Origin of the sequence: uncultured Cocleimonas sp., from assembly GCF_947495625.1 — a bacterium.
GTDB lineage: Bacteria > Pseudomonadota > Gammaproteobacteria > Thiotrichales > Thiotrichaceae > Cocleimonas.
Genome location: NZ_CANLZW010000022.1, coordinates 14022 through 38423, shown reverse-complemented (window position 1 = coordinate 38423; position 24402 = coordinate 14022). Strand labels below are relative to the sequence as shown.

The 24402-nt window shown below is 40.0% G+C and carries 21 protein-coding genes; 9 read left to right on the top strand and 12 right to left on the bottom strand.

Annotated elements, in window-relative coordinates; genetic code table 11:
* Positions 1-223 precede the first annotated feature (223 nt).
* From Q1A31_RS13095 to Q1A31_RS13085, 3 genes are all read left to right on the top strand, one after another.
* Complete coding sequence (locus Q1A31_RS13095) at positions 224-1324, top strand: TRAP transporter substrate-binding protein (RefSeq protein ID WP_299877294.1); 1101 nt, start codon at positions 224-226, stop codon at positions 1322-1324.
* Between the two features lie 196 nt (positions 1325-1520).
* Positions 1521-2558, top strand: a complete 1038-nt coding sequence (locus Q1A31_RS13090; RefSeq protein WP_299877292.1) for a TRAP transporter small permease subunit — start codon at positions 1521-1523, stop codon at positions 2556-2558.
* Positions 2558-5230: a TRAP transporter large permease subunit gene (locus Q1A31_RS13085; RefSeq protein WP_299877289.1), complete on the top strand. Its 2673-nt coding sequence runs from the start codon at positions 2558-2560 to the stop codon at positions 5228-5230. Before Q1A31_RS13090 ends, Q1A31_RS13085 begins: the two co-directional genes overlap by 1 nt.
* 185 nt (positions 5231-5415) lie before the next feature.
* Here the strand turns inward: Q1A31_RS13085 and Q1A31_RS13080 are convergent, their stop codons facing one another.
* The 5 genes from Q1A31_RS13080 to mrcB form a co-directional block, all read right to left on the bottom strand.
* Positions 5416-6291: an MBL fold metallo-hydrolase gene (locus Q1A31_RS13080; protein ID WP_299877286.1), complete on the bottom strand. Its 876-nt coding sequence runs from the start codon at positions 6289-6291 to the stop codon at positions 5416-5418.
* Positions 6292-6560: 269 nt separating this feature from the next.
* Complete coding sequence (gene tsaB / locus Q1A31_RS13075) at positions 6561-7340, bottom strand: tRNA (adenosine(37)-N6)-threonylcarbamoyltransferase complex dimerization subunit type 1 TsaB (protein ID WP_299877282.1); 780 nt, start codon at positions 7338-7340, stop codon at positions 6561-6563.
* Complete coding sequence (locus tag Q1A31_RS13070) at positions 7333-9324, bottom strand: ATP-dependent DNA helicase (RefSeq protein ID WP_299877279.1); 1992 nt, start codon at positions 9322-9324, stop codon at positions 7333-7335. Before Q1A31_RS13070 ends, tsaB begins: the two co-directional genes overlap by 8 nt.
* 1 nt (position 9325) lies before the next feature.
* Complete coding sequence (locus Q1A31_RS13065; protein WP_299877276.1) at positions 9326-10105, bottom strand: M48 family metallopeptidase; 780 nt, start codon at positions 10103-10105, stop codon at positions 9326-9328.
* 216 nt (positions 10106-10321) lie between these two features.
* Complete coding sequence (gene mrcB, locus Q1A31_RS13060) at positions 10322-13036, bottom strand: penicillin-binding protein 1B (protein ID WP_299877273.1); 2715 nt, start codon at positions 13034-13036, stop codon at positions 10322-10324.
* Positions 13037-13444: 408 nt separating this feature from the next.
* Between mrcB and Q1A31_RS13055 the strand changes: the two genes are divergently transcribed.
* The 3 genes from Q1A31_RS13055 (at position 13445) to Q1A31_RS13045 (ending at position 15289) form a co-directional block, all read left to right on the top strand.
* On the top strand, positions 13445-14098 hold the full coding sequence (locus Q1A31_RS13055) for a C40 family peptidase (protein ID WP_299877270.1): 654 nt from the start codon (positions 13445-13447) through the stop codon (positions 14096-14098).
* Between the two features lie 244 nt (positions 14099-14342).
* On the top strand, positions 14343-14774 hold the full coding sequence (gene lysM / locus Q1A31_RS13050; protein ID WP_299877267.1) for a peptidoglycan-binding protein LysM: 432 nt from the start codon (positions 14343-14345) through the stop codon (positions 14772-14774).
* A gap of 71 nt (positions 14775-14845) precedes the next feature.
* Complete coding sequence (locus tag Q1A31_RS13045; protein ID WP_299877264.1) at positions 14846-15289, top strand: YidB family protein; 444 nt, start codon at positions 14846-14848, stop codon at positions 15287-15289.
* A gap of 103 nt (positions 15290-15392) precedes the next feature.
* Here the strand turns inward: Q1A31_RS13045 and Q1A31_RS13040 are convergent, their stop codons facing one another.
* Positions 15393-17072, bottom strand: coding sequence for a 2-isopropylmalate synthase (locus Q1A31_RS13040; RefSeq protein ID WP_299877261.1), 1680 nt, complete (start codon positions 17070-17072; stop codon positions 15393-15395).
* Between the two features lie 170 nt (positions 17073-17242).
* On the opposite strand from Q1A31_RS13040, the gene Q1A31_RS13035 reads away from it, so the two are divergent.
* Positions 17243-17728 carry an Lrp/AsnC family transcriptional regulator gene (locus Q1A31_RS13035; RefSeq protein WP_131903927.1) on the top strand — a complete coding sequence of 162 codons (486 nt, stop codon included), beginning with the start codon at positions 17243-17245 and terminating at the stop codon, positions 17726-17728.
* A gap of 182 nt (positions 17729-17910) precedes the next feature.
* Here the strand turns inward: Q1A31_RS13035 and yeiP are convergent, their stop codons facing one another.
* Positions 17911-18483, bottom strand: a complete 573-nt coding sequence (gene yeiP, locus Q1A31_RS13030; RefSeq protein ID WP_299877256.1) for an elongation factor P-like protein YeiP — start codon at positions 18481-18483, stop codon at positions 17911-17913.
* 152 nt (positions 18484-18635) lie between these two features.
* Here yeiP and Q1A31_RS13025 point away from each other — a divergent pair, with 152 nt between their 5' ends.
* Positions 18636-19598 carry a cadherin-like domain-containing protein gene (locus tag Q1A31_RS13025; protein WP_299877253.1) on the top strand — a complete coding sequence of 321 codons (963 nt, stop codon included), beginning with the start codon at positions 18636-18638 and terminating at the stop codon, positions 19596-19598.
* A 301-nt stretch (positions 19599-19899) separates the two neighbouring features.
* Here the strand turns inward: Q1A31_RS13025 and Q1A31_RS13020 are convergent, their stop codons facing one another.
* Positions 19900-20244 (bottom strand): hypothetical protein, encoded by a 345-nt coding sequence (locus Q1A31_RS13020; protein WP_299877250.1) that lies wholly within the window; start codon positions 20242-20244, stop codon positions 19900-19902.
* Positions 20245-20388: 144 nt separating this feature from the next.
* Here Q1A31_RS13020 and Q1A31_RS13015 point away from each other — a divergent pair, with 144 nt between their 5' ends.
* Entirely contained in the window at positions 20389-21186 is a 798-nt protein-coding gene (locus Q1A31_RS13015) for a helix-turn-helix domain-containing protein (protein ID WP_299877247.1), read from the top strand.
* 27 nt (positions 21187-21213) lie between these two features.
* Here the strand turns inward: Q1A31_RS13015 and Q1A31_RS13010 are convergent, their stop codons facing one another.
* From Q1A31_RS13010 to Q1A31_RS12995, 4 genes are all read right to left on the bottom strand, one after another.
* Complete coding sequence (locus Q1A31_RS13010; protein ID WP_299877244.1) at positions 21214-22209, bottom strand: aldo/keto reductase; 996 nt, start codon at positions 22207-22209, stop codon at positions 21214-21216.
* Between the two features lie 182 nt (positions 22210-22391).
* Positions 22392-22652, bottom strand: a complete 261-nt coding sequence (gene rpsT / locus Q1A31_RS13005; RefSeq protein ID WP_299877242.1) for a 30S ribosomal protein S20 — start codon at positions 22650-22652, stop codon at positions 22392-22394.
* 128 nt (positions 22653-22780) lie between these two features.
* Positions 22781-23773, bottom strand: coding sequence for a biotin synthase BioB (bioB, locus tag Q1A31_RS13000; RefSeq protein WP_299877428.1), 993 nt, complete (start codon positions 23771-23773; stop codon positions 22781-22783).
* A 10-nt stretch (positions 23774-23783) separates the two neighbouring features.
* Complete coding sequence (locus Q1A31_RS12995) at positions 23784-24185, bottom strand: hypothetical protein (protein ID WP_299877239.1); 402 nt, start codon at positions 24183-24185, stop codon at positions 23784-23786.
* Positions 24186-24402: the final 217 nt, after the last annotated feature.

Here is a 24402-nt window from a genome sequence, read left to right as displayed (position 1 = left end):
ATTGAAGCCATGTCTGCTATGAGTTTTTTACAACGTTTCTAAGAAAAATAAGTAATTTAATTAAACTTTTACGTAATTTTACCGATGCAAAGCTTCCATTCTTAAGCTAGTCTTCTTTGTGTGATTAATCACGCTAAGATGACTCGTTCGAAAAAACTAGAATGAACATTATTCGGCAAGTCTCTATAAAAGAAGATCTAACCCATAACAGAGGATATTTTAGATGGATAGACGTAAAGTACTGAAAGGTGCAGTAGCCGGAGCAGCAACAGCTGCAGCCGCAACAATTGCAGCACCAGCAGTGGCAGCCAGCCATAGCAAAAAAATGAAAATCAACATGGTTTCAACTTGGCCACGTGACTTCCCTGGTTTAGGTACAGGTGCACAACGTTTCGCTGAAAGACTTACCAAAATCAGTGGCGGTAGCATGGAAGTTAAATACTATGCTGCTGGAGAGCGCGTTAAAGCGTTTGACTCGTTTGATGAAGTTGCATCTGGCAACTCTCAGATTTATCACGGTGCCGAGTACTACTGGAAAGGAAAACACCCAGGTTTTGCATACTTCACATCTGTTCCATTCGGATTAACATACACCGAAATGAATGCTTGGATTCGCTTTGGTGGCGGACAAGAGTTATGGGACAAACTTGCTGGAAACTACGGTCTTAAAAGCCTTATGTGTGGAAACACAGGTGTTCAGATGGGTGGTTGGTTCCGTAAGGAAATGAACTCTGCTGAAGACTTCAAAGGCCTTAAAATGCGTATGCCTGGTCTTGGTGGCGACGTACTATCTAAATTAGGCGCTTCTCCAGTAACACTACCTGGTGGTCAAATATACGAGAACTTAGTTTCTGGTGCGATTGATGCTACAGAGTGGGTTGGTCCTTGGAATGACAAGATCATGAAATTCTACGAAGCTGCTAAGTACTACTACTACCCAGGCATGCACGAGCCAGGCGCTATGCTTTGTGTCGGCATGAACAAGAAATGGTGGGATAGCTTAACTGAAGCTCAGCAAGGTATGGTTGAGGCAGCTGCATCTGAAGAAAATGACGTAATGATGGCTGAGTACAATGCTAAGAACGGTGAAGCACTAGCATCACTGATTAAAGAGCATGGCGTAAAACTTCGCGCATTTAGTGATGACATTTATGATAGCTTCGGTGAAGCTTCAGATAAAGTGTTTGAAGATGTTAAAAAACACAGTCCACTAGCTAAAGAAATTCACGAGAGTTTCGAAGCAGCACGTACCAATGTTGGTGCATGGGCCAAGATTTCTGATCAGGCTTATGTTCAGCAACGTAATAGAGTACTGGGTCTCTAGCACTTAGACACTCAAGCAGAAACGGAACCTCATGGTTCCGTTTCTTTTTAAATAATTCATAATTTAATTTCCTTAAGCTACTATCCTTAACCAAGTGAAGCACCACTTAATAAGAATGTTGTTCTTGTTAAGGCTATTCTTGTGTAAAAATGGTGGTTTAAGAAAATTAACTTCATGCGCTAAGGAAAGGACTCCAATGGATTCAGCTTCTAGTTTATCTGATCAACAGACATCTACAGCTACCCGCAAATCATCATCGCGAAATCTAATAAGAATTTTTGCGGGGATATTAGTGGCTACCGTATTACTCTATTTATTGAGCCGCTTTCTTATCTATTGGCACGATTGGCCACCCTTAATTGAAACCCTACACTCATTTATGGGCGGAGAAGCATTAGAATCAGCAAGGCTCTACAAAGGTATCGCCTTACTATTCATTTATATTGTCACATTCGTTTTAATAGCTTTTTCAATCAAACGCACACCTGAAAATAGCCTCTCTTCAGATGCTGAACGATATAAAGAGTTGTCTTATTTTATTGTTAGAGCAGCATTCTGGGCAGTATTCTTTATCGGTCTGGCAGATGCAATAATTTCATTCTTACGCGTTGAAGAAATCCTTATACCTATAGTTGGCGCAGAAATAGCACAAATACTCGATCAATCAACGCAACGCGGGCTTTATGTTCACTATCCGTTATTAGTTCTAGCTATTGTCGTTGCATGGTTCAGCAAATCATTAGGCTTTTACTGGCTAGCTTTTCTGGTAGTTTTAGCTGAGTTCACAATCGTAATTACACGTTTTGTTTTCTCTTATGAGCAAGCTTTCATGGGAGATTTAGTGAGATTCTGGTATGCCGCATTCTTCCTGTTTGCGAGTGCTTACACAATGGTTGAAGGTGGTCATGTTCGTGTCGATGTCCTTTATGCGCGTGTTACTAATAAAAAGAAGGCCTGGGTTAATGCTTTAGGGTCTCTGATCCTTGGATTACCTGTCTGCTGGACGATACTGCACTATGGCTTAGGTAGTCGTCAGAGCAGTTTAATCGCCCCTATATTAAGTTTTGAAACCTCCCCTAGTGGCTATGGTATGTATGTAAAATATTTAATGGCTGCATTTCTAGTTGTATTTGCTGTCTCGATGGCACTCATTTTTATCAGTTATTTTCTAAAGAATTGTGCTTTTCTATTCAAAGAAGCCGATGCAGAGCTACCTAGTGGAGGAGAGCACTAATGGAATTACTCTTTTTAGGTTTATTATTCTTTTTGATGATTTGGGCATTATCATCAGGTTTCCCTGTTGCATTTGCTCTTCCTGGTTCTGCCATAATTTCGGTTGGTTTGGCAGCACTTACCGGATACCTCTTTACAGGTGATCCAAGTGCGTATTTTGCTGAAGGTGGTCCATCTCAATGGCTAAGTGCCGGGGTGACCAACTTCAGAAGCCTCTACTGGATTGTTGAACGAGATACTCTGATTGCGATTCCATTATTCATATTTATGGGAATAATGTTACAACGCTCTAAAATTGCAGAAGATTTACTTGTGGCAATGGCTCAGCTTTTCGGCCCTCTTCCAGGTGGTCTTGGAATATCTGTCGTTTTTGTTGGTGCACTATTGGCAGCAACTACGGGAATTGTAGGGGCGACAGTTATCGCCATGGGTCTGATCTCATTACCCGCAATGCTGCGTAATAATTACTCCAAATCCTTAGCCACTGGAACCATATGTGCATCAGGAACGCTAGGACAAATAATTCCTCCCTCGATTGTATTAATCATACTCGCTGATCAGCTATCAAATGCAGCTGATCAAGCCAGCACCATGAGAAAGACACTGTACAAAGAGGCAACAGGTGAATTTAACATGCCTTCGCACCTAGACGTAGTCTCGGCTAGTGCGGGCGATATGTTCATGGGAGCACTAATACCGGGAATGATCCTTGTGGGCTTGTATATGCTCTACATACTTATTTATGCATGGATAAAACCAGAAGCAGCACCACCTGTTCCCTATGATGGTGAATATGACAGAACCTTTATAGTTAATACTCTACTTGCACTAGTTCCCCCACTAACTTTAATTTTTATTGTTTTGGGATCAATCATTCTTGGGGTAGCTACCGTAAATCAGGCCGGTGCCATAGGTGCGATAGGCGCCATGGTGATGGCGGGATACAGGCTACATGAAGGCAAAAAGGTCACAAGATATATACCCGCATTTATGGCTTTATTTTCACTTTTTGCAATAGGCTTCCTTACAAATATCTATGATTTAAATGTGAGAAGTATCAAAAGTCCTGAGCAGTTCTTTGGCATAAAACTCGCTATTGGGGCGGTTGCTATACTTGTTATAGCTATCGGCTGGAGCGCGTTAAGAGCATTCAAAATCAACGACACACTTAAAAGTGTCATGATTGATACCGCAAAAATGACCTCAATGGTATTTGTTATTCTCATTGGTGCAGCGATGCTTACCTCAGCTTTCCGAGGCTTTGGCGGCGAAGAAATAGTTAAGCATTTCTTAACCACTCTACCAGGCGGATTCTGGACTCAGTTTATCGTAGTAATGCTTGTAATCTTCTTACTCGGATTTTTCCTCGACTTTATCGAAATCGCTGTCGTAGTAGTCCCTATAGTTGCTCCTATTTTATTGGCTAATCCAGAAGCGAATATAACTGCAGTTTGGTTAGGCGTGATGATAGGTTTAAATATCCAAACCTCATTCTTAACCCCTCCCTTCGGCTTTGCCCTATTCTACTTGCGCGGTGTAGCCGATAAAATCGTAAAAACAACGGATATCTACAAAGGTGCTTCTGCCTTTATTCTGTTGCAATTACTCGGATTAGTTATTGTTGGCCTATACCCAAGTCTAGTGAACTACTTGCCAAACCGAACGCATTTGCTATCAGAAACTGCACCACCGCCTTTGAACCCTAAATTACAGCTTTGTCTGGAAGACTATGTTCAAGAGCAATACGCATTGAATAGCGATGAAATTGAAGCAAGCATCAAGAAAGCACAAACATTTGATTTAAGTTATCTTCCAAAGAAACTGAGCACTCAATTTACAGAAAGCACAGAAAATGCACTGAAAGGCTTGGAGCTAGCAGCTGTAATAGCTCAAGAAAAAATAGAATTAGAGAAGTTTTCGGTAACTTACAGACCATTACAACAACAGGTTAGTTATCTTAATTCTGATATGAAGAAACTTGCTAATGAAATTGAAGCCACTCAAAATGAAATTGATGATTTGGCTGAAAACAATCCTGACATTGAGAACCTTAAAGAAAAAATTAGCAGCCTTACGCAAAAGAAAGCAGAACTGGAAGCATCTATTCCAGAACAGTGGATCAAGGAAAATGCTAGTTATAAAAAGCTCGATGATGCACTGAAGAAAACACGTAGACAGTACAATACCAGTGTTGATTCTGCTTATGAACCGCTTCAAGAACTGTCTCAGATTATTCAATCAAAAGACTTGCTTGCAAGTGCTGAGGAAAGCTTTAATTCGCTTGAACAAAGTATCACTTCAAATGATGCTGAAAAAATTGTTGAAGATGTAAAGGCACTTGAAAAGCAATTTAATAAGGTTAAGGGCTCTGGGTCTATTAAAACCAAGCTCGCAAAAACCAGACGTGCCTTTAAGAAAGCTAATGATGAAACAGCGCTCAACGAAGCCCGAAATAAAGCGCTTGTTTTCTATAATGAGGCAAAAGAACTTTATGCTAGTGAAATAACATGGCGCAATAAAGCAGCCACTGAGTTACTGCCTGATTTAGAAGCGTATAAAACAGCACTTTCTAAGAACATTGGATTACGCTTACAAGCTAGGTTTACAGATCCACAGGCTAAAGAAATGGCAGCATGTCTATCGCATCACCGAAACCTATCATTAGAGTTTTGATAATCAACGACTCTCTATAAAAGAAATGGAATAGAAACCCCCCTATTAGTAGGGGGGTGTAAATTTTATATGTTTACTGATTTCGGGCTTTAGAAATGAGCCCAACTTTGAATTTAAGAGAGTTTAATCTGAATATAGCTAATCACTTGATAGCTTTGCTACAGAATAGCTAAGCAGCAGATAACTCAGGCAAAAGCTACTCTGGCTGAGTTTAAGCCTTCCATAACCACATATTCATCACCTTCTTTTGCCATATGCACTTGGCATTTTGAATTTTGTGACTTCACCCACGCTTTACTATCAATCAATATCTGATCTAACTGCTCATCAGTTCTTGAAGGATCATGATGAAATAAGATCAGATTAGAAACTTTTGCATCCACCGCAAGTTGTAAGGTCTGGGATATTAAAGAATGTCCCCAGCCATGTGTTTTTTGTAATTCATCATCCAAATACATAGCATCATGAATCAAATAATCCACACCCTGAAAGAAATCTACCCACTCTTGATAATTCGTATCTGGTTCGTTAGGTGGGAAAAGCTCATTATCCGTTGCATAAGCCATACTACCTTCAGGCATATCCAAACGATAAGCAGAACCACCACCAGGGTGATTCAAGGATTTGGTTTTAACTTGCGTTTTTCCGATCAACAACATGCTATTAATGACGGATAAAACTTTTACTTTAGCCTCTAACCTGTCGCTGGGTACAGGAAAGTGCGGATCAGTCATTTGTGTTAACACAGTATGTGTTTCCTCATCCTGCATGTGTGCCGCGAGTAAGTTAATCGTTTGGTCTGGCTGATAGGCAGGCAGGAAAAAAGGAAAGCCTTGAATATGATCCCAGTGATAATGGCTAAAAAACAAATGAATATCTTCTTTAGAAGATTGTTCCATGAGCTCATCGCCCAATATTTTTATTCCAGTCCCTGCATCTAATACGAAATGAGAACCATCATCTGACCTAACAGAGACACACGCAGTGTTCCCGCCATAGCGAATAGTACTAGGTCCAGGTGTGGCTATTGAGCCTCTCACTCCGTAAAATTTAATTTTCATATACTTTGATTGTTCTAATTAACAAGAAACAAAACTTGCTTAACTATTTATGCTTCTATTTGCGCTTAAAATTAAAAAGGTTCATGGATGTTAGATGGAAATTTGTATGCAAAGGTTCATTTTAATTATAATTATTTATAAACTAGACTATTACAAATCAGTTTACTCACATTAAAAATTAATGTCGATTATGATCTCAAACAATTGTATTTATTGATATTACCCATTCAGGTAAGAATCATAAGGTATTGTAGTACCTATAATTTTTATTATTTCTTTGACTTCTGAGCAACATTATTACGAATATACACTGGTTGCGCATCTTCAATTGCGACTGTTCTTTGTTGTAAAAACTCAATCATCGCTAAGCGAGCAATTTCCGTTGCACTAGGAAAAGCATTCTCGATGATCGTTAAGGTTTGCTCAGAATTTTTAACAGAACCATCCAATGTTTCCAAAGTATATGCATCCCAGGCTGAACCGATACCTAGAAAATGTTTGCCCTCAAAACTGTCAATATACTCCCCTATCTCAACCATTTTTGTGACTTTTTCATCATTTGTGAGAATTAATTCACTTTTTTGGAATTCAAAAGCCCCCCAATAGACTTCATCCATTCGCGCATCAAGCCCCACAATAATCGTTTCACCCGCATAACTTTGTTGGCTTGCCTGCAACGCTGATACAGTCTGAAGTGCTAAGGCAGATAAGGTAGAAACAGGAATCACAGGTTTGTCTATAGAAAGCGCTAACCCTTGAGCGATGCCTGCGGCAATACGTAATCCTGTGAAAGCTCCTGGGCCACGACCAAATGCAATCGCATCAATATCATCCATGGTACACCCCCCTACTTTCAGCACTTTTTCTATCATTGGCAGAATAAGTTTGGTGTGCTCTCGTGGGGCAAGTTTAAATTGAGAGATTATTTTAGGCTCAACATCTTTTAGCTCTGCAGTGTTAACATCTATATCAATTGAATTATCTTCAAAACTAATCAAAGCTGCAGAACAAGCTTCTGTAGCAGTTTCTATTGCAAGTATATTAGGCATCGGCAGTTTTACCTTTATCCAGATCTTCGTCCTTTGACGCTTCAGTCTGGAGTTTTTTAGTTTTTAGATGTTCGAAAAAGCGCTCAACCACTTCAAGTTTACTGGTTCTAGGGACTCTCGGCATACTTTCCAGAAAAGTATTTCCGTAAGATTTAGTACGTAGACGCGGGTCACAGATCATCAGCAAGCCTGTATCGTTATCATCGCGAATAAGACGCCCTACACCCTGTTTAAGTGCAATTACTGCTTGCGGTAGCTGATACTCAAAGAAAGGATTACCGCCGGCCTCACGAATACTCTTGATACGCGCCTCAAGAACCGGATCACCAGGAGATGCAAACGGTAGCTTATCAATGATCACGCAACTTAGCGCTTCTCCTCTGACATCAACACCTTCCCAGAAACTACTGGTTCCCAGCAAAACGGCATTACCCAGTTTACGGAAGTTTTTGATCATCTCACCTTGTGATGAATCACCTTGTACCAGTATTGGGTAATCTATTTCACCTCGCAATAACTCCGCGGCTTCATTGAGCGCTCGGTAACTAGTGAACAACATAAACGTTCTACCACCACTGGCATTAATAACAGGAATAGACGCCTCAACCAGTGCAGGTACGAACTCAACATTTTGCGGCTCAGGAATATTCGGTGGCGCATAAAGCAGCGCGTTATGCCAATAATCAAATGGACTATCGAGCAATAATTCTTTCGGTGATTCCATGCCAATACGTTGTGTAAAATGATCGAAAGATTTACCCACTGCGATGGTCGCTGACGTTAAAATCCACGCACATGGCCAACTTTCTAAATGTTTTTTAAACGTATCGGCAATATCTAACGGTGTTGAAACCAGTGAAAATGATCGTGTATAGGTTTCATACCATTGAACGGTATTGGCTTTTGGATCATTTAAGTTATGTAAACGTTCTACCTGAACTTGAATACGTTCATAGCAAGACTCTAAGCCTTTACTACGCTCAGCTGCGACTTTTAACTGGTCATACAATGAATCAAGAATTTCACCCAAATGTGCAATCTCTTTCTCTATCGCAGGCTTTGATTTTATTTTATACCATGGCTCGCGAAGGCCCGGTTTATCCATCGCTAAACGTAAATCTAATACGCACTTTTCTAACTTTCGTAAATCATCGCGCAAATCTGTCATATCTGCAGCGCCACTAAGAACTTCAGCGAGAGTATCCCGACCTAATTCAATTAATTGACGACTACTCAATGTTTCACTAAAAAACGTAGAAGCAACTTCCGGGAGTTGATGTGCCTCGTCCAGAATCACCGCATTCGCACTCGGCAATAATTCGCCAAAACCTTCTTCTTTTAAGGCTAAATCTGCAAAGAATAAATGATGATTAACGACAACAACATCCGCTTCTTGCGCTTCTCTTCGGGCTTTAACCACAAAACAGCTATCGTAATCCCCACAATCTGTGCCTAGACAATTATCTGCCGTTGAAGTGACGTGCTGCCAGACTTCAGCATCTCTGGGAACGCTATTGAGCTCACCAATATCACCAGAAAAGGTCATGACTTCCCAATCAGCAATTCGTTGCAAATGAGAAATGGTACGGCGATCATCGAATTGACCTTCCGACTGCGCACGCCCTAAGCGATAACGACACAGATAATTTGCACGCCCTTTAAGCAATGCGATTTGGGTATCTGTTTTTAAAGCATTTTTAACGACTGGCAAATCTTTGGCAAAAAGCTGGTCTTGTAAGGTTTTGGTCCCTGTTGAAACGATAATTCGACCGCCAGAAGCTATGGCTGGGACTAAATATGCAAAGGTTTTACCAACACCCGTACCCGCCTCGATAACCGCAGCAGAATGGTTTTGAATCGCTTCACCAACCGCTTCCATCATTTGCTGTTGTTGATCACGCACCTGAAACCCAGGTATGGCGGCTGCTAGCGGCCCATCATCACTAAGCAGTTTTTTCCAGTTATCATCTAAATCAATTCCCATATCAAGGATTTAACTTGATGTAATCAAGCGCTTCTTTAATAACAGTAGCGTTACCAGATTTCTCACCTGCTTTTTTAATTAACGCCCAGTTTTGCGCAATCAAACTATCATCGTTCGAATAACGATTAGATTTTTTAGCCATGGTAATAGCCTGTGTGTAATCATTATCTGAGTAATGCGCCTTAGACAGTAAATGCCATAATTCTGGGTTCTGGGATTCTATGCGCAAACCTCTTTCCAGTTTACTCACTGCTGAGCTATTTTTGCCCATTGCCAAATCTGCACGTGCTCCGATCAATAATGACTTAACTGCAGGAGAGCTATTCGAAGAAGTACCAGAAGTAACTTCTTCCTCTGGCGCAGGATTTTCCACTGTAGAAGTAATACTCAAAGAGTCACTCTCTGGTACAGCCGCATAAGGGTCGATGTCTACCGTAGCTTTCTCCTTAGCCTGTTTCTGCAACAGTTCTTTAGCTTGCATTCTTTCCTCAGCAGTAATCACTCTCGCTTGAGGTTTCAATACTTTTTTAACCGGAGCTTTTTGCACACGCGTCACTTTTTTTGGTTGTGTATAGCGGGGCTTATTGACTTGTTGGCGTTTGATTTCGGGTATTTTAGGTAAGCTTTTAGCTTGAGGTTTAGGTGACTGAAACGAATCGACCACCGAACAACCAGTCACACTCATTAGCAATAACGCCAGTCCTATATATTTTAGTCTGTAAATAAATTGAACAGTAAACTGATAGTTAGATTGATTATTGTATTGAGGATATGTGTTCATGTTGCTTATGCTTTCTCTGGTTTTCATTTTCAGTAAATACAGGTTTTATAAAGCTTGTAAGAGTTATCTTGATCACCCCCCTACTTTGAGGGCTTTTTTATTTCTAATTTTCTTGACGACAAAAAACACGCTATAAGTAGGGGGGTGTACTTAAATAGAATGAATGAGCGCGGAGTATATTACCAGAAGCTCAATAAGCAACCAATATATGACAGCTTATAACTGACCACTCCAAATTGGACCATCATCAACAGGCGCTTTCTGTTTTTGTTTATTGCTCCATTGAATGGCTTTTTTCTTAGCCATTCCATTTCCAGACAAATTCATTTGATCAGTCTGATTTCTATTTTGACGGTTTTGATTATTAGGTGCGTAATTCGCACTATTGTTATCTTGCCATACAGGTGCACCTGGTGAATTATTTGTAGACTCGCTACTAATTTCATACTGTACTTCAGGAACGCATTCACTGATTTCATTAGGCTCTGTTCCGGCAAAGAAAGGCACTGTATGAGATTTCCCACATGATGGATTAAAAATCAGACCTGTAACCGTATCAACCTTCATAAACTTAATACCTTTAGGTCTAACGGGCTTAAATGGTTTGGTCGGAATCTCTTTCATGAAATCAGCCCAAACACGTAAAGCGCCAGCAGCCCCCGTAAAACCCGTAGGCTTATTGTCATCTCGACCTACCCAGACAGACACCACATGCTGGCCCGTAAACCCAGCGTACCAACTATCTACATTTTTATTGGTGGTACCTGTTTTACCTGCAGAATTTTTCCATGCGGGTAAAGCGTGGCTTAAATAACGTGCTGTGCCTTCTTTGGTGACTTTATTCATCGCGTAAGTTAACAAATAAACCGATTCTTCTTTGGCAACCTGTCGAACTTTTAATGGATAACTCTTGAGCGTTTCACCGTATGAATTCATTACACTTCGAATCGCTTTTAGCGGCGTATAACTTCCACCAGCTGCCAATGTTTGATAAATCTGTTGCACTTCCATCGGCGTTAACTGTATAGCGCCCAACAGTAAAGAGGGGTTCTCTGTCACTTCATGATTTAAACCCAGGTTATGCAAGGTACGAATAACCTGCTCCAGACCTAAGGTGATGCCAATACGCACCGTTGGCGTATTTAGGGATTTAACCAAACCTTCTTCAAATGGAACGATGCCTAAATCTTTTCCGCTATAGTTTTTCGGTTTCCAGGTTTTTGTTTTAGACAAGCGCACTGTTACTGGCCCAGCATCAACGGGACTAGCCAAGGTATATTCGCCAGATTCAATTGCAGACAGGTAAACCACCGGCTTAATCAACGAGCCTATTTGACGTGAAGCACTTAAAGCACGGTTATAACCTGCAAAACGTGCATCACGGCCACCCACCACAGCCAATACTTCACTGCCCTGAGCGCTACTAACCACCATCGCACCATTGAGTTTATCTTTCTCCATGCGTTTGGATTTTTCGAGTTGCTCGATACGTTTCTTTAATACTTTTTCAGCGGTGATTTGAACGATAGGATCCATCGAAGTAAAGATCAGCAATCCTTCGGAATTCAAATCTTTCTCGTTGTAATCTCTCTGTAATTGCTTACGCACCAGTTCTAAATAAGAAGGAAAAGGACTTACACTCGGTGGCGCAAAGGTATTCACACCCAAAGGCTTTTTCTTAAGAACAGCGACTTTCTCTTCTTCCAGAACGCCTTCCCTCGCCATCACATCCAACACAAGGTTACGACGTTCCATTGCTCTTTTAGGATGAGATCTTGGGTTGTAAACCGAAGGGCCTTTTGCCAAACCAATTAATAGTGCGACCTGTTCTGTGCTTAATTCACTAATCGGCTTATTGAAATAAAATTGAGACGCTAAACCGAAACCATGTATCGCGCGTTTACCGTTTTGCCCCAGATAAATTTCATTTAAATAGGCTTCGAGGATTTCTTGTTTATCGTAATGCACCTCAAGCAGCATCGCCATGATGGCTTCTTGCGCTTTACGCTTATAACTTTTTTCGCTGGTTAAAAAGAAGTTTTTCACTAACTGTTGTGTCAGCGTACTTGCACCCTGAACTCTTCGACCTGCTTCAGCATTTGCCAACACTGCGCGAACAATAGATTTTGGATTAACACCAAAGTGGTCGTAGAATTTCTTATCTTCAACAGCAACCAGACCTTTTGCCAGTAGCGGTGTGACGTCATCCAGCTTTACCAAAACGCGGTCTTCATTGTGCTGTGGATAGAAATTACCAATTAAAACGGGCTCGAGGCGCATTAGGGTTAATGGCTCATTACTCTCTGTATTCAATAATTTGACGATTTTATCTTTTTTAATTTGAATACTGATTCTGCGTGAAATTTCCTGATCTTGAGCAAACTTAAAACCACGCGTTTGAATAGAAAACAATCCTTTTTTATCTTTGGTGAATTGTCCCGTTCCGACCAGATGAGTCACATAGCTGTAACCCAATAATTGAAGTTCTTTTTGTAGATTTTCCGGCTTTAAACTCTGACCCTCGTAAATTTCCAGCGGTCTTGCAAAAACACGCGCTGGCAATGCCCAACGCTTACCTTCAAACTGCGATCGAACCAGTTCATCCTGTTGTAAAACATAAGCTGCAGTCAATAATGAGCCAATCACAATACCGATCAAAATAGCGATTCTGGATACGCGCCATAAGCCTTTAAATACACCTAAGATAATGCCGAAAACCGTACGTTTTCTGGGTGGAACAGCTTGTTCTGTTAAATCAGCGTCTTCTTCTGCCAACACATCTGGCTCAACATCAACACCATCATGCTCATTGCTGTTTTCAACGTCCACAGAGTTTTCAACGTCCACAGCATCATCTGTGGAATCGGTAACAATATCTGAAACCTCGGAGAGGTTTAATGTATCAAATGGTTTGTCTTTATTGTCTGACAAAGGAAAGCCCCGGAAATATGACTAATAGCTTATGACTGTTTTAAGTAGTTTAAGTTCTAAACTAAACCCTGAAAGCAGTTTTCTAATTAGTGTTGTGGATTCTACAATAATTTACACATCACTGTTTGAGATTATGAGTAAGTTAATTCAATAACAATACTTAAGATTCTCTCAAAAACGCGCTGTTATTGATCATTTATTTATAACTAGGTTTACAAAAATCATCAAAAATTAATAATGATTAGCAAGTTTAGAATCAATTAAGTTCATTTTGATTCAGCATACAGTAACCATTGACCAAGTACTCTTAGCATCTTTAATAGTCTCTAATTCATTTACTGAGACTCATTCTTCCTTTCTTATGTGCATTTTATGTGCACAGAAAAATGATAATAAGAGTAAATAATAATGAAGAAATTAAGCGCACTTTTAAGCTTAATCGTTTTAACCCAATTAATATCAGCCTGCTCTCAGGGTCGATATACCCATTATCAACACCCCCAGCGCAATCAACAGCAGGCAGCCGTGCAACAAGAACAAAATGCACAACAGCGACAAGGGCAACGCTACTCACAACAATCTTCATCTAGAAGACAGGTGCAAAATCCAGCACCACAAGCTTCTCAACAACAAGCTTCACGCCCTCAGTTTTCACAACAAACTCAACAATCGGCCGTCTACAATATTCACCCAGCCAGAAACAGAATGGTACAAATCGCAACAAGTGCCGTAGGAACACGCTATAAGTGGGGGGGTGATTCACCACAAAAAGGATTCGACTGTAGTGGACTCATGACTTATGTACACAAAAACGCATTGGGGATGAATATCCCGAGAACCACGGCAAAGCAAAGAGATCGTAGCCGAACGATTCCCTTTCAACAGTTACAACCTGGTGATATGTTATTTTTTAAAACGGGCTCGAGAACCAACCACGTTGGCGTCTACATAGGCAACCGGAAGTTTGTACATGCACCATCAAGCGGAAAACGCGTCACCGTCGCTTCTATGGATAATGCCTACTGGCACAAACGCTTTGTTAAGTTTGGGTCATTTCTTTAAAACACCAAAAAAACGCTAAATACAGCCATAGGTGTTTAAATTAATGTCACCCCCCTACTTTCAGGCCCTTTTTCGTAACTTCATTTTTATATAGCCAATTGTCTTGCCCAACTATATTACCCAACAAGCATTTATTTCAATCTCCTTGAAATACTTAAATATAACCCTATGATAGCTGTGTAATTTTGATAAATATAAACTATCATTAAAATTTACAAACTAAATAAATCAAAGGAGATTTACAATGGGTCTATTAAGCTTTGCCAAGAATATTGGTAAGAAAATTTTTGGCAGTGAAGATGAAGCACCAGAAAAACTAAAAAAACATATCGAAGAAGATAATCCTGGAATCAGCAACCTGGAAGTAGAAGTTAAAGATGGCGTTGCTACAATCAAGGGCGAGACAGACGACCCTAGCGCTTTGGAAAAAGTAATTTTAATGGCGGGTAATGCATTAGGTATCGAAGAAGTTCGTGCTGATGATGTTGTAGCTCCTGCACAAACTGTTACTGTTGAATACTACGAAGTTAAAAAAGGCGACAGTCTTTGGAAAATTGCTCAAAACGCATACGGAGACGGCAATCGTCATCCTGAGATTTTTGAAGCGAATAAAGAAGTTATTCAAAATCCAGACCTTATATTCCCGGGTCAAATGCTACGTATCCCTCAAGACTAATTGAACCTAAATTCAACAAGTAACACTTATACTTGTTGAAACAAGTATTAATTAATCTAAAGGAAATTATTATGGATATGGGCGATCTTTTAAAAATGGGTGCTTCGGCATTTATGAATAGCCAACGTAGTGGCGATGCAGGAAGTGGTTTAGATGCAGGATCATTAATGTCTGCACTGTCTGGCCTTACAGGCGATAGTGAAGAAGGTGGATTAGACATCGGCTCTTTACTTGGAAAAATGCAAAGTGGTGGAATGGCTGGAATGGCTGCTTCATTCCTGGGTGATGGCGAAAACGAAGAAATGGGCGAAAGCCAAGTTACTGACCTTTTTGGCGCAGATAAAATTTCAGAGTTTGCTTCAAAATTAGGCATGAGCGAGTCAGAAGCTGTCGGTGGTTTGCAAGATGCTATGCCACAGATGATGGATCAGGCAAGCAGTGGCGGATCACTTCTCGATTCAATCGGTGGAATCAGCGGCGCAATTGGCCTCGCTGGTAAATTATTCGGTAAGTAAGTCGAATAACAAGAATAAAAAACCACCCTACCGGGTGGTTTTTTTCGCCTGTAATTTTTAGAACTTAATATCACTACTTAATATCGATACCTTGCCGTTATGTTTAAACAGCCTGCGCTAGTTGTTCTAATTTAACCGCAGAATCCATTGCCGACAATAAAGCCTGTAAACCTGCTTTTGTAATATCTTCATCAATCGCGCAAGCACTATAACTTTCACCTTCAACGTCAATAGCAACTGCTGCGATAGCATCTGAACGCGTTCCTTCAGTCAATGCAAACTCATCAAAGTGAAGCACACGTATATTCATACTAGAACGCCTTTTTACCGCATCTACTAGTGCTTCAAATGCTCCTTTTCCCGTACCTTTAAACGCAGGGGCTTGACCGATATTGAATTCAAGTTCCACATAATCTTCTTTGGTTTTAATCGAGTAATCTCTTAGTGTCCATAAGTCTGTCACTTGAATAAAGTTGTTTTGGAAAATATCATGAATTTTTGCTGGTGTAATTTCTTCGCCGCTTTTATCCACGTGAGCTTGTACTAATACACTCAACTCGCCATGCATCCATTTGGGCAATGTAATACCAAAGTCACGTTCTAATACTAATGCCACGCCACCTTTGCCAGACTGGCTATTGATACGCACCACTTCTTCGTATTCGCGGCCAATATCGCGAGGATCAATCGGCAAGTAGGCGACATTCCAATGTTCGCGTCCATTTTCATTATGGAAGTCGATAGACTTACGAATAGCATCTTGATGACTTCCAGAAAACGCGGTGTAAACCAACTCTCCTGCCCATGCATGACGCGGATGAACAGGCAACTGCGTACAATATTCTACGCACTCCACTATTTCAGCCATATTGCTTAAATCTAATTCGGGGTCGATGCCTTGCGAATACAAATTCATCGCCATAGTCACGATATCCATATTGCCGGTGCGCTCGCCATTACCTAGCAATGTTCCTTCGATACGATCGGCACCAGCCAAAATACCCATTTCTGCTGCAGCGATTCCACAACCACGATCATTATGCGTGTGCAAACTGATTTCAATACTGTCACGTTGTGGAATATTGTTGCAAAACCACTCGATTTGATCGGCAAACACATTCGGCATTGCAGACTCGACCGTTGCAGGTAGATTAATAATCACACGCTGGTCTTTATTATCCTTTTGCCAGACATCAATTACCTGACTACACACATCGACCGCATAATCTAATTCTGTCTGACTAAAACTTTCAGGAGAATACTGAAAGATCCATTGTGTTTCAGGGTATTTTTCAGCATACGACTTCACCAAGCTCGCGCCATTCAACGCGATATCAGTAATGCCTTGCTTGTCGCGTCTGAACACTTGCTCGCGTTGGACAAACGAAGTCGAGTTATAAACGTGCACGATTGCTTGTTTAACGCCTACCAATGCCTCGTAGCTACGCGAAATCAAATCTTCACGCGCTTGAGTTAGCACCTGAATGGTTACGTCATCCGGAATCATATTCTCTTCGATTAGAACCCGTACAAAATCAAAATCTGCCTGCGAAGCCGACGGGAAACCCACTTCAATCTCTTTGAAACCCAATCCAAGCAATAACTTGAACATGCGAGTTTTTTGTTCGACATTCATCGGATTCGGTAAAGCCTGATTGCCATCGCGCAGATCCACACTACACCAGTTTGGTGCTTGTGTTATCGAACGATTCGGCCATGCACGATTAGGCATCTCGATCGGAGCGAATGGTTTATATTTTTTATGGTCGAAGCCAGCTTTCATAACAATTTCCAGTTTAATCCTGATTAATATTGATTAGATTCTATAAGTGGAATGATAAGCAAAAAACCGCGCAATTACTTTGCTAATAATCCATTAATTTACATTAAATTAGCATTTATTATCAATTTTTGTTATTTATTAACAATATTAAACTAGATAAAAGATAAATCATGACATCCAAAATCCAATTAGATGCTTTTGACGTTAAAATCCTTCAGGAATTACAAATTGATGGAGGCTTAAGCAATCAGGAGCTTGCAGAAAAAATCGGACTATCTGCTTCACCCTGTTTACGTCGGGTAAAGATTCTTGAAGAGAATGGCATTATCGAAAAAAGAGTGACATTACTGGATCGTAAGAAGCTAGGGCTGGATATCACTGCAATCATTCAAATTGGAATGGATCGTCATACGCCTAAAAAATTCGAAGTGTTTGAAGCCCAACTCAAAACCTACGAAGAAGTGATCGAGTGTTATCTTATTACTGGTCAGGACGCGGACTACACCATCAAAGTTGTGGTGCCCGACATGGAAGCGTATCAGGAATTTTTACTCAATCACATTACCACTATTCCAGGTGTGAGCAGTGTAACGTCGAGCTTTGTAATGCGGCGCGTGGTCGATACCGGAGCATTACCACTTAAATATGTAAAGTAGAATGATAACTTAAAGTCACCCCCCTACTTTGAATGATATTACGTTTTCGTTCTTTGAAAACGTAAATAGAATTTATGCAGAGCTAGGGGCCATTTTTTATTGATACTTTATTATAGAGCCATTCTTGATGGTTCTACATTTAGGGCATTAGCTTAAATACGGGATATAAAATCAGAGACAAATCACTCATTGTCTCTAGACATGAACTTACCTGTTCCGGTATTCACTTTGATAATTTCACCGGTCTCCAGATATTCTGGCACTTGCACTTCAATTCCCGTGCTTAATGTAGCCGGCTTATTTCGGTTTGTTGCGCTTGCGCCTTTCAGCCTTGGCGCGGTGTCCGTCACTTCTAAAGATACCGTAGATGGCAGAACAACACCGATGATATTGCCTTCGAGCAATAAGGCCGTGATTTCTTCCATACCTTCGGTGATATAACCCACTTGGTCACCCAGATCATCTTTATTCAAGGAGTGTTGTGAATAATCTTCGTTATCCATAAACACATAATTATCACCATCCATATATGAAAATGAAACTTTAACGCGCTGGCAATCGGCTTCTTTGAGCATCTCTTCCGCTTTATGCGACTCATCACGCTTCATGCCCGTCTGTAGATTGTTATAACGGATTTTGTAATAGGTTGATGCACCACGAGAAGATGGGCTTTTGCAGTCTACGCTCTTTACGGCATGTGGAACGCCATCGAATTCTATAATCATTCCACGCTTTAGTTCATTTGCCTTAGGCATAGTCTTCCCCTCGTTGTATTTTTTAAAGCATGGAGTCTAGGTTTTCACCGCAGCAGATGCAAGGCTTGCATGATTATTAAGTACAGACAAATGAACCGTTTATCCCTATTTCCATACCTATTAAGACCCCCAAAAACACAATGGAAGAAATAATGAAATTACGTAAACTACTGTCATACACACTCATCCCTGTTGCTTTATTGCAACTTCAGGCTTGTGGTGGAGGCGGCAGTAGCAGCAGCTCAAACAACAGTGCTAATAACCCTGTTAATACCGCAAACCAACCAAATGACACCACTTCCCCAACGCTATACATGCGCGGTTCGACACCTTTATTGCTAGCATTAGGTGAATCGTTTAATGATCCGGGCGCATTAGCTATCGATGATGTTGACGGCGACATCAGCGATTCAGTCTCAGAATCCAATGATATAAACACCAGTATTGCTGGTTGCTACACGCAAAGCTTTTTTGTTGAAGATGCCGCAGGAAATAGCAGCAGTGATTCACGTATCGTATATGTTGGCACAGATGCACAAAGACACTCGCCAAATACAGTGCCGGATGTCACCCAAGACTCTACTACAACCAATTATTATGACGTAGTTACACTGGATGTTTTGTCAAATGATTACGATGCAGAATGTGATCGTTTGACTGTGGTATCAGTATCTCAACCGGCATTGGGTGAAGCTTATGTAAATAGTGACAACACCATAAGTTTTGATCCACAAGGCAATGTAGCCAGCCATTCGTTTATGTATACCGTTTCAGATCAACACGGCGGCCTTAGCACTGCAGGTGTAACGGTAGCGAGTGTTGATCCTGATGACGGCAATGATAGCTGGCCGGAAGTTACAGCAGATACAGCCACAACAACCCAAGGTGCAACTGTCTTTATCGATTTATTAGGTAATGATTCAGATGCCGACGGTGATGCACTTGTGCTTGATCAAGTAGACAATCCAAGGCACGGCACAATAGTAAAACAAGATGGCGGGGTATTTTATACACCTGATGCTGGCTATATCGGGACTGATTCATTCTATTACGGCGTACATGATAATCACGGGCATAACGGCTCTGCAATCGTAGAAGTTACTATTACGCAGTAAATATATCGAAACATTACAGATTTTAATAACTCTGTTAGCTTAACCTTCACGAATTGAATACCCTAGAATTTAGTATTTACGGGTTAGTCTAGGCGTAACAGTTTTTACCTTCATCTCTTGCTTAGAGATGATCAAAGTGAGAAAAGATGACCAGTAATTTGAATGAGAAATTTCTGGTCATCTTTAAATTGATGACTAAATTGACGTAATCATGAATATTTCACATCTCAATAAATCAAAATGACATTAATGCACTTTAGAGATTTTATTCTGTTTAGACTAGATACTTTTTAAGCCTTTATTATTCATCGTCATTATGGGAGCCCAACAATAAAGCTTTCACATTTCCTTTAGATTTATATGAGTGAAATAACAAATACGCAAAACCAAACATACCCCCCATGAAAATACTCAGAAAGCCGTATATTGAACCTTTCACTTTGGATTCTTCCCGCCAATAAACCCAAGCACAAAGTAACAACAAATGTATCAGGAAATCAGTATTAAACTGAGAACGCCATTCATTACCAAACAGATCACCAAAGAAAACCGCAGGCCAATTGAAGCCAAGCTGAGTTACGGCATATAGAGTGATACTCATAATTAACAGCCAGGATAGCATGAGGAAACCTCTTAAAATTGTCATTGCGTACTCCATTAATTTTTAAATTGATGAATACATTCTTTCATTGACAGGTAATCAAAACAATTACCTCAGAGGTAATTTTATAAAAGTCATTTCGTCATATAATATGAATCACTAGAAACATTCTATTTGTACAAACTAACCATGAATATCGGCGAACAATTACGTTTTTGGCGTAAACACAAAAAACTTAGTCAACTTGATTTAGCCTTAGAGTCCGGCGTAAGCAACAAACACATTAGTTTTATTGAAACGGAACGTAGTAAACCGAGTAAGCAGATGATCCTTACCCTCTGTGATGTACTCAATATACCGATAAGGAATCGCAATGAAATGCTATCTGCCGCGGGTTTTGCAGATCATTACACACGGACTCCTATTGATCATGCAGAAATGTCGAGATTACGACAAACTTTGGAAATTATTTTAGAGAAGCAAGAACCATATCCTTTGACAGTTTTGGATTGGGAGTGGAATATCATTTTAAAAAATAATGCATTCGATCTTATCACTCAAACAATAAGAGCTGAGTTCCCAGAATTTACCTCTTCAATGAATATCGCTGAATTAGTTCTCTCACCCAATGGATTTAAAACTTTCTTACAAAATTGGGAAGAAGTAGCCATCACGACATTAAGACGATTACAACAAGAACAACAAGAGTCTCCTGGACGTCATCACAAAATACTAAACAACCTTAAGAATTATCCCGGTGTTGCAGAATTAGCATTATCTGCAACACTCGAAAGAAAATCCGAGCCTTTTATTTATGTTGATTTTTGTATGGGAAAACAGACATTGAAATTTCTCACAACATTAACCTCGTTTGGCACCCCTATAGATATCACAGCCGCGGAAATTATGATCGAATCGTATTACCCTGCAGATGATTATACGCGCTCATATCTTGAACAAGCATCAGCAGAATCAATCAGTCATTAGTTAAGTGATGCTCATACTTAACAATAATCAATCTCTTTCTGAATCTATGCTTTCCATCAATGCTTTTGAATAACGTTCACCTTTGACAGTTTCATCATTAATCAATTGATCTAACTTCTCAACGATTTCTGTAGGGAGTTGCAGATCACCGGCCCCTGCATTTTCTAACATGTGATCAATGTTGCTGGTTCCTGGAATTGGAATAATGTCCTCACCTTTAGCAAGTAGCCAGGCAAGTGATAATTGCGCCATACTACAGTCGACTTGTTCTGCAATTTCAGCGAAAGGAATAAGTAACTTAGTATTTTCGGCAAAGTTTTTAGGCTCAAAACGAGGACGTGCAATAGTCGCACGAAAATTATCATCACCCAGAGTTGAGACGTCAGTACTCTTACCCGTTAAGAATTGACGCCCCAAAGGAGAAAACGCAACAAAGGTCACACCTAATTCTCGACAGGTATCCAATACTTTTCTCTCAGGGGTTCGTGACCATAATGAATATTCAGATTGCAATGCAGTGATAGGATATTCATTGTGTGCACGCTGGAGACTATCAGAACTGACTTCTGACAACCCGACACTACGAATCTTCCCTTGCTCAACTAAACGCGCTAAAGCGCCTACACTCTCTTCTACGGGGATATTAGGATCTATACGGTGCAAGTAATAAAGATCAATCACATCGGTGTTTAATCGCTTAAGACTGTCTTCACAGGTTTTATAGAGTACTTCCGGCCGACCATTTGTTTCTGTCTGACCTTCTGCATTCTTATAAATGCCACATTTACTTGCCAACGTGAATTCTGAACGACGATGTGAGAGCGCTTTACCAATTTGTTCTTCACTATGACCCATTCCATACATTGCTGCAGTATCAAGGAATGTGTAGCCACTATCTAGCGCTTCGTTGAGTAGCTGGTGAGAATATTCTTCAGTCGGCCTTGGACCGTAACCCATAGAATAATTCATGCACCCCAAACCGAGTGAAGATATTGTGAACGGACCTAATTTTCTTGAATGCATAGTTAATAGTTTCTATTATTTGAAGGAATGGGTAATTCTTATAAGCATTGATATAAGCTTAGTGACTTTAAATCAAATGATTTAAAACAAAAAGTCACCCCCCTACTTTAGAGGCATTTTCTATTAATTTCATGCAAAAAAAAGCCAGCTTGAAAGCTGGCTTTTTTTGGATCTTTCAGATCTTACATTGCTTGAACTTTTGCATTCAAACGGCTTTTAGATCTTGCAGCTTTATTCTTATGAATAATGCCTTTGTTAACGCTAGAGTCGATAGCAGGCACAGCTTCTTTGAAAGCTGCTTGAGCCTTTTCTTTATCACCAGCTTCAATAGCGTATAGAACGTTCTTAACGGTTGTGCGCATACCAGAACGAATGTGTTTATTATGCTGACGTCTGTTTTCTGATTGACGTGCGCGCTTCTTAGCTGATGTAATATTTGGCAATGTACTTCTCCCACATGGGCATTTAAAAACAAGGGACGCATTATGCCGATTTTTATTTACAACTTCAACAGTCTTTTAGGCATAATTTCATTATAAATGAAAATAAATTTACTTAGTGATTAACAACCCTAAGCTAATTGTTTTTCTGGCATGTTTTCTTGTTCACTATTAATCCCTTTTTCAGGATTAATATCTAAGCGAGTAAACAATTGTTGATCGTGGCTTTCTTCTGGATTATCAGTGGTTAACAGTCTGTCACCATAGAACATAGAGTTAGCCCCAGCAAAGAAACACCATGCTTGCATTTCGTCATTCATCTCAGTTCGACCCGCGGATAAACGAACATATGATTTTGGCATAATAATACGAGCAACAGCGATAGTACGAATAAATTCAAATGGATCTAGTTTATCAATACCATCTAAAGGAGTACCTTTAACCTGAACCAGATCATTAATAGGCACAGACTCAGGATGTTGAGGCAGATTAGCAAGTTCTTGCAAAAGTCTTGCGCGATCTCTGCGGGTCTCACCCATTCCTAAAATGCCACCAGAACATACATTGATTCCGGCATTACGAACATGTTCTAAAGTATCTAAACGATCCTGATAGGTACGCGTTGAAATCACGGTGCCGTAAAATTCAGGAGATGTATCGAGATTATGGTTATAGTAATCTAAACCAACCTCTTTTAATTTTTGAGCTTGTTGTTCTTTTAACATACCAAGCGTTACACAAGTCTCCATCCCCATGTCTTTTACTGTTTTGATCATCTCGATGACATGATCAAGACTCTTATCTGTTGGGTTACGCCATGCTGCTCCCATACAAAAACGAGTTGCGCCATTGTTTTTAGCTTCAGTAGCTGCTTCAACGACTTCAGATATAGGCAATAATCTCTCACGCTCTAAACCGGTGTCATTTTTTGAACTTTGTGAGCAATAAGAACAATCTTCAGGACAAGCCCCTGTTTTAATACTTAACAAAGTACTAATCTGAACCTCATTAGGATTGAAACATTCTCTGTGTATCGAGTGAGATTTACACATCAAATCATTAAACGGTAAGTCGAATAATGCTTCTATATCTTCAGTGTTCCAGTTATTACGTACTTCGACCATCATTTATTACCTATGTATTCCTTGTATTATCTTTGTACTCAGTATCTTTCCAATCTTCACGATTGATCTGCATTATCTCTTTAATAGACAAAGGAATCAAAACTAATGCACACAATCCCCACAATAATAGCGCATAACGAATATCTTCAAATAACACCCTTGGTGCAAATGTAAGAATAACCACTAAAAAGCCTGCTAACGCATAAAAATAATATGCACCCTTTTGCGTATAATAACCAACCCTTGGGTTAGGATGATGCCTATATAACGCATAAACAAACATAGATGCACCAAACCAAAATATAAATAATGGAAATGGAATTGCTATGGATAATATATTTCCATAATGAAATAACCGTGCGTTTTTCTTTGACTGTTCAGCGCTAACAGTTTTAGTGTTTGCTAATGGCATTATCGTATACTTGTTAAATTAGAGGCGAACAGTGTAGCTTTTAATCAATACCAGTCAATGACGAAAATCAAACAGCAAGAAGTTATATCTATGGCTAACAACTACCCCAAATAAAGAAACTATAAGACGCTTATGCTTATTACATGGTGGTAGCTATTGTTTTTTATATGTTGACACAGGTTATGAGTACGTTGATGTTCTATCTGATATACCAGAA

Coding starts and splice junctions, on each gene's coding strand:
- Q1A31_RS13035 (WP_131903927.1), top strand. CDS start 17,243: ATGACATCCAAAATCCAATTAGATGCTTTTGACGTTAAAATCCTTCAG.
- Q1A31_RS13025 (WP_299877253.1), top strand. CDS start 18,636: ATGAAATTACGTAAACTACTGTCATACACACTCATCCCTGTTGCTTTA.
- Q1A31_RS13010 (WP_299877244.1), bottom strand. CDS start 22,209: ATGCATTCAAGAAAATTAGGTCCGTTCACAATATCTTCACTCGGTTTG.
- Q1A31_RS13080 (WP_299877286.1), bottom strand. CDS start 6,291: ATGAAAATTAAATTTTACGGAGTGAGAGGCTCAATAGCCACACCTGGA.
- Q1A31_RS13065 (WP_299877276.1), bottom strand. CDS start 10,105: ATGAACACATATCCTCAATACAATAATCAATCTAACTATCAGTTTACT.
- Q1A31_RS13070 (WP_299877279.1), bottom strand. CDS start 9,324: ATGGGAATTGATTTAGATGATAACTGGAAAAAACTGCTTAGTGATGAT.
- Q1A31_RS13090 (WP_299877292.1), top strand. CDS start 1,521: ATGGATTCAGCTTCTAGTTTATCTGATCAACAGACATCTACAGCTACC.
- tsaB (WP_299877282.1), bottom strand. CDS start 7,340: ATGCCTAATATACTTGCAATAGAAACTGCTACAGAAGCTTGTTCTGCA.
- lysM (WP_299877267.1), top strand. CDS start 14,343: ATGGGTCTATTAAGCTTTGCCAAGAATATTGGTAAGAAAATTTTTGGC.
- Q1A31_RS13085 (WP_299877289.1), top strand. CDS start 2,558: ATGGAATTACTCTTTTTAGGTTTATTATTCTTTTTGATGATTTGGGCA.
- bioB (WP_299877428.1), bottom strand. CDS start 23,773: ATGGTCGAAGTACGTAATAACTGGAACACTGAAGATATAGAAGCATTA.
- Q1A31_RS13095 (WP_299877294.1), top strand. CDS start 224: ATGGATAGACGTAAAGTACTGAAAGGTGCAGTAGCCGGAGCAGCAACA.
- Q1A31_RS13045 (WP_299877264.1), top strand. CDS start 14,846: ATGGATATGGGCGATCTTTTAAAAATGGGTGCTTCGGCATTTATGAAT.
- Q1A31_RS13055 (WP_299877270.1), top strand. CDS start 13,445: ATGAAGAAATTAAGCGCACTTTTAAGCTTAATCGTTTTAACCCAATTA.
- Q1A31_RS13015 (WP_299877247.1), top strand. CDS start 20,389: ATGAATATCGGCGAACAATTACGTTTTTGGCGTAAACACAAAAAACTT.
- Q1A31_RS13020 (WP_299877250.1), bottom strand. CDS start 20,244: ATGACAATTTTAAGAGGTTTCCTCATGCTATCCTGGCTGTTAATTATG.
- Q1A31_RS13040 (WP_299877261.1), bottom strand. CDS start 17,072: ATGAAAGCTGGCTTCGACCATAAAAAATATAAACCATTCGCTCCGATC.
- yeiP (WP_299877256.1), bottom strand. CDS start 18,483: ATGCCTAAGGCAAATGAACTAAAGCGTGGAATGATTATAGAATTCGAT.
- Q1A31_RS12995 (WP_299877239.1), bottom strand. CDS start 24,185: ATGCCATTAGCAAACACTAAAACTGTTAGCGCTGAACAGTCAAAGAAA.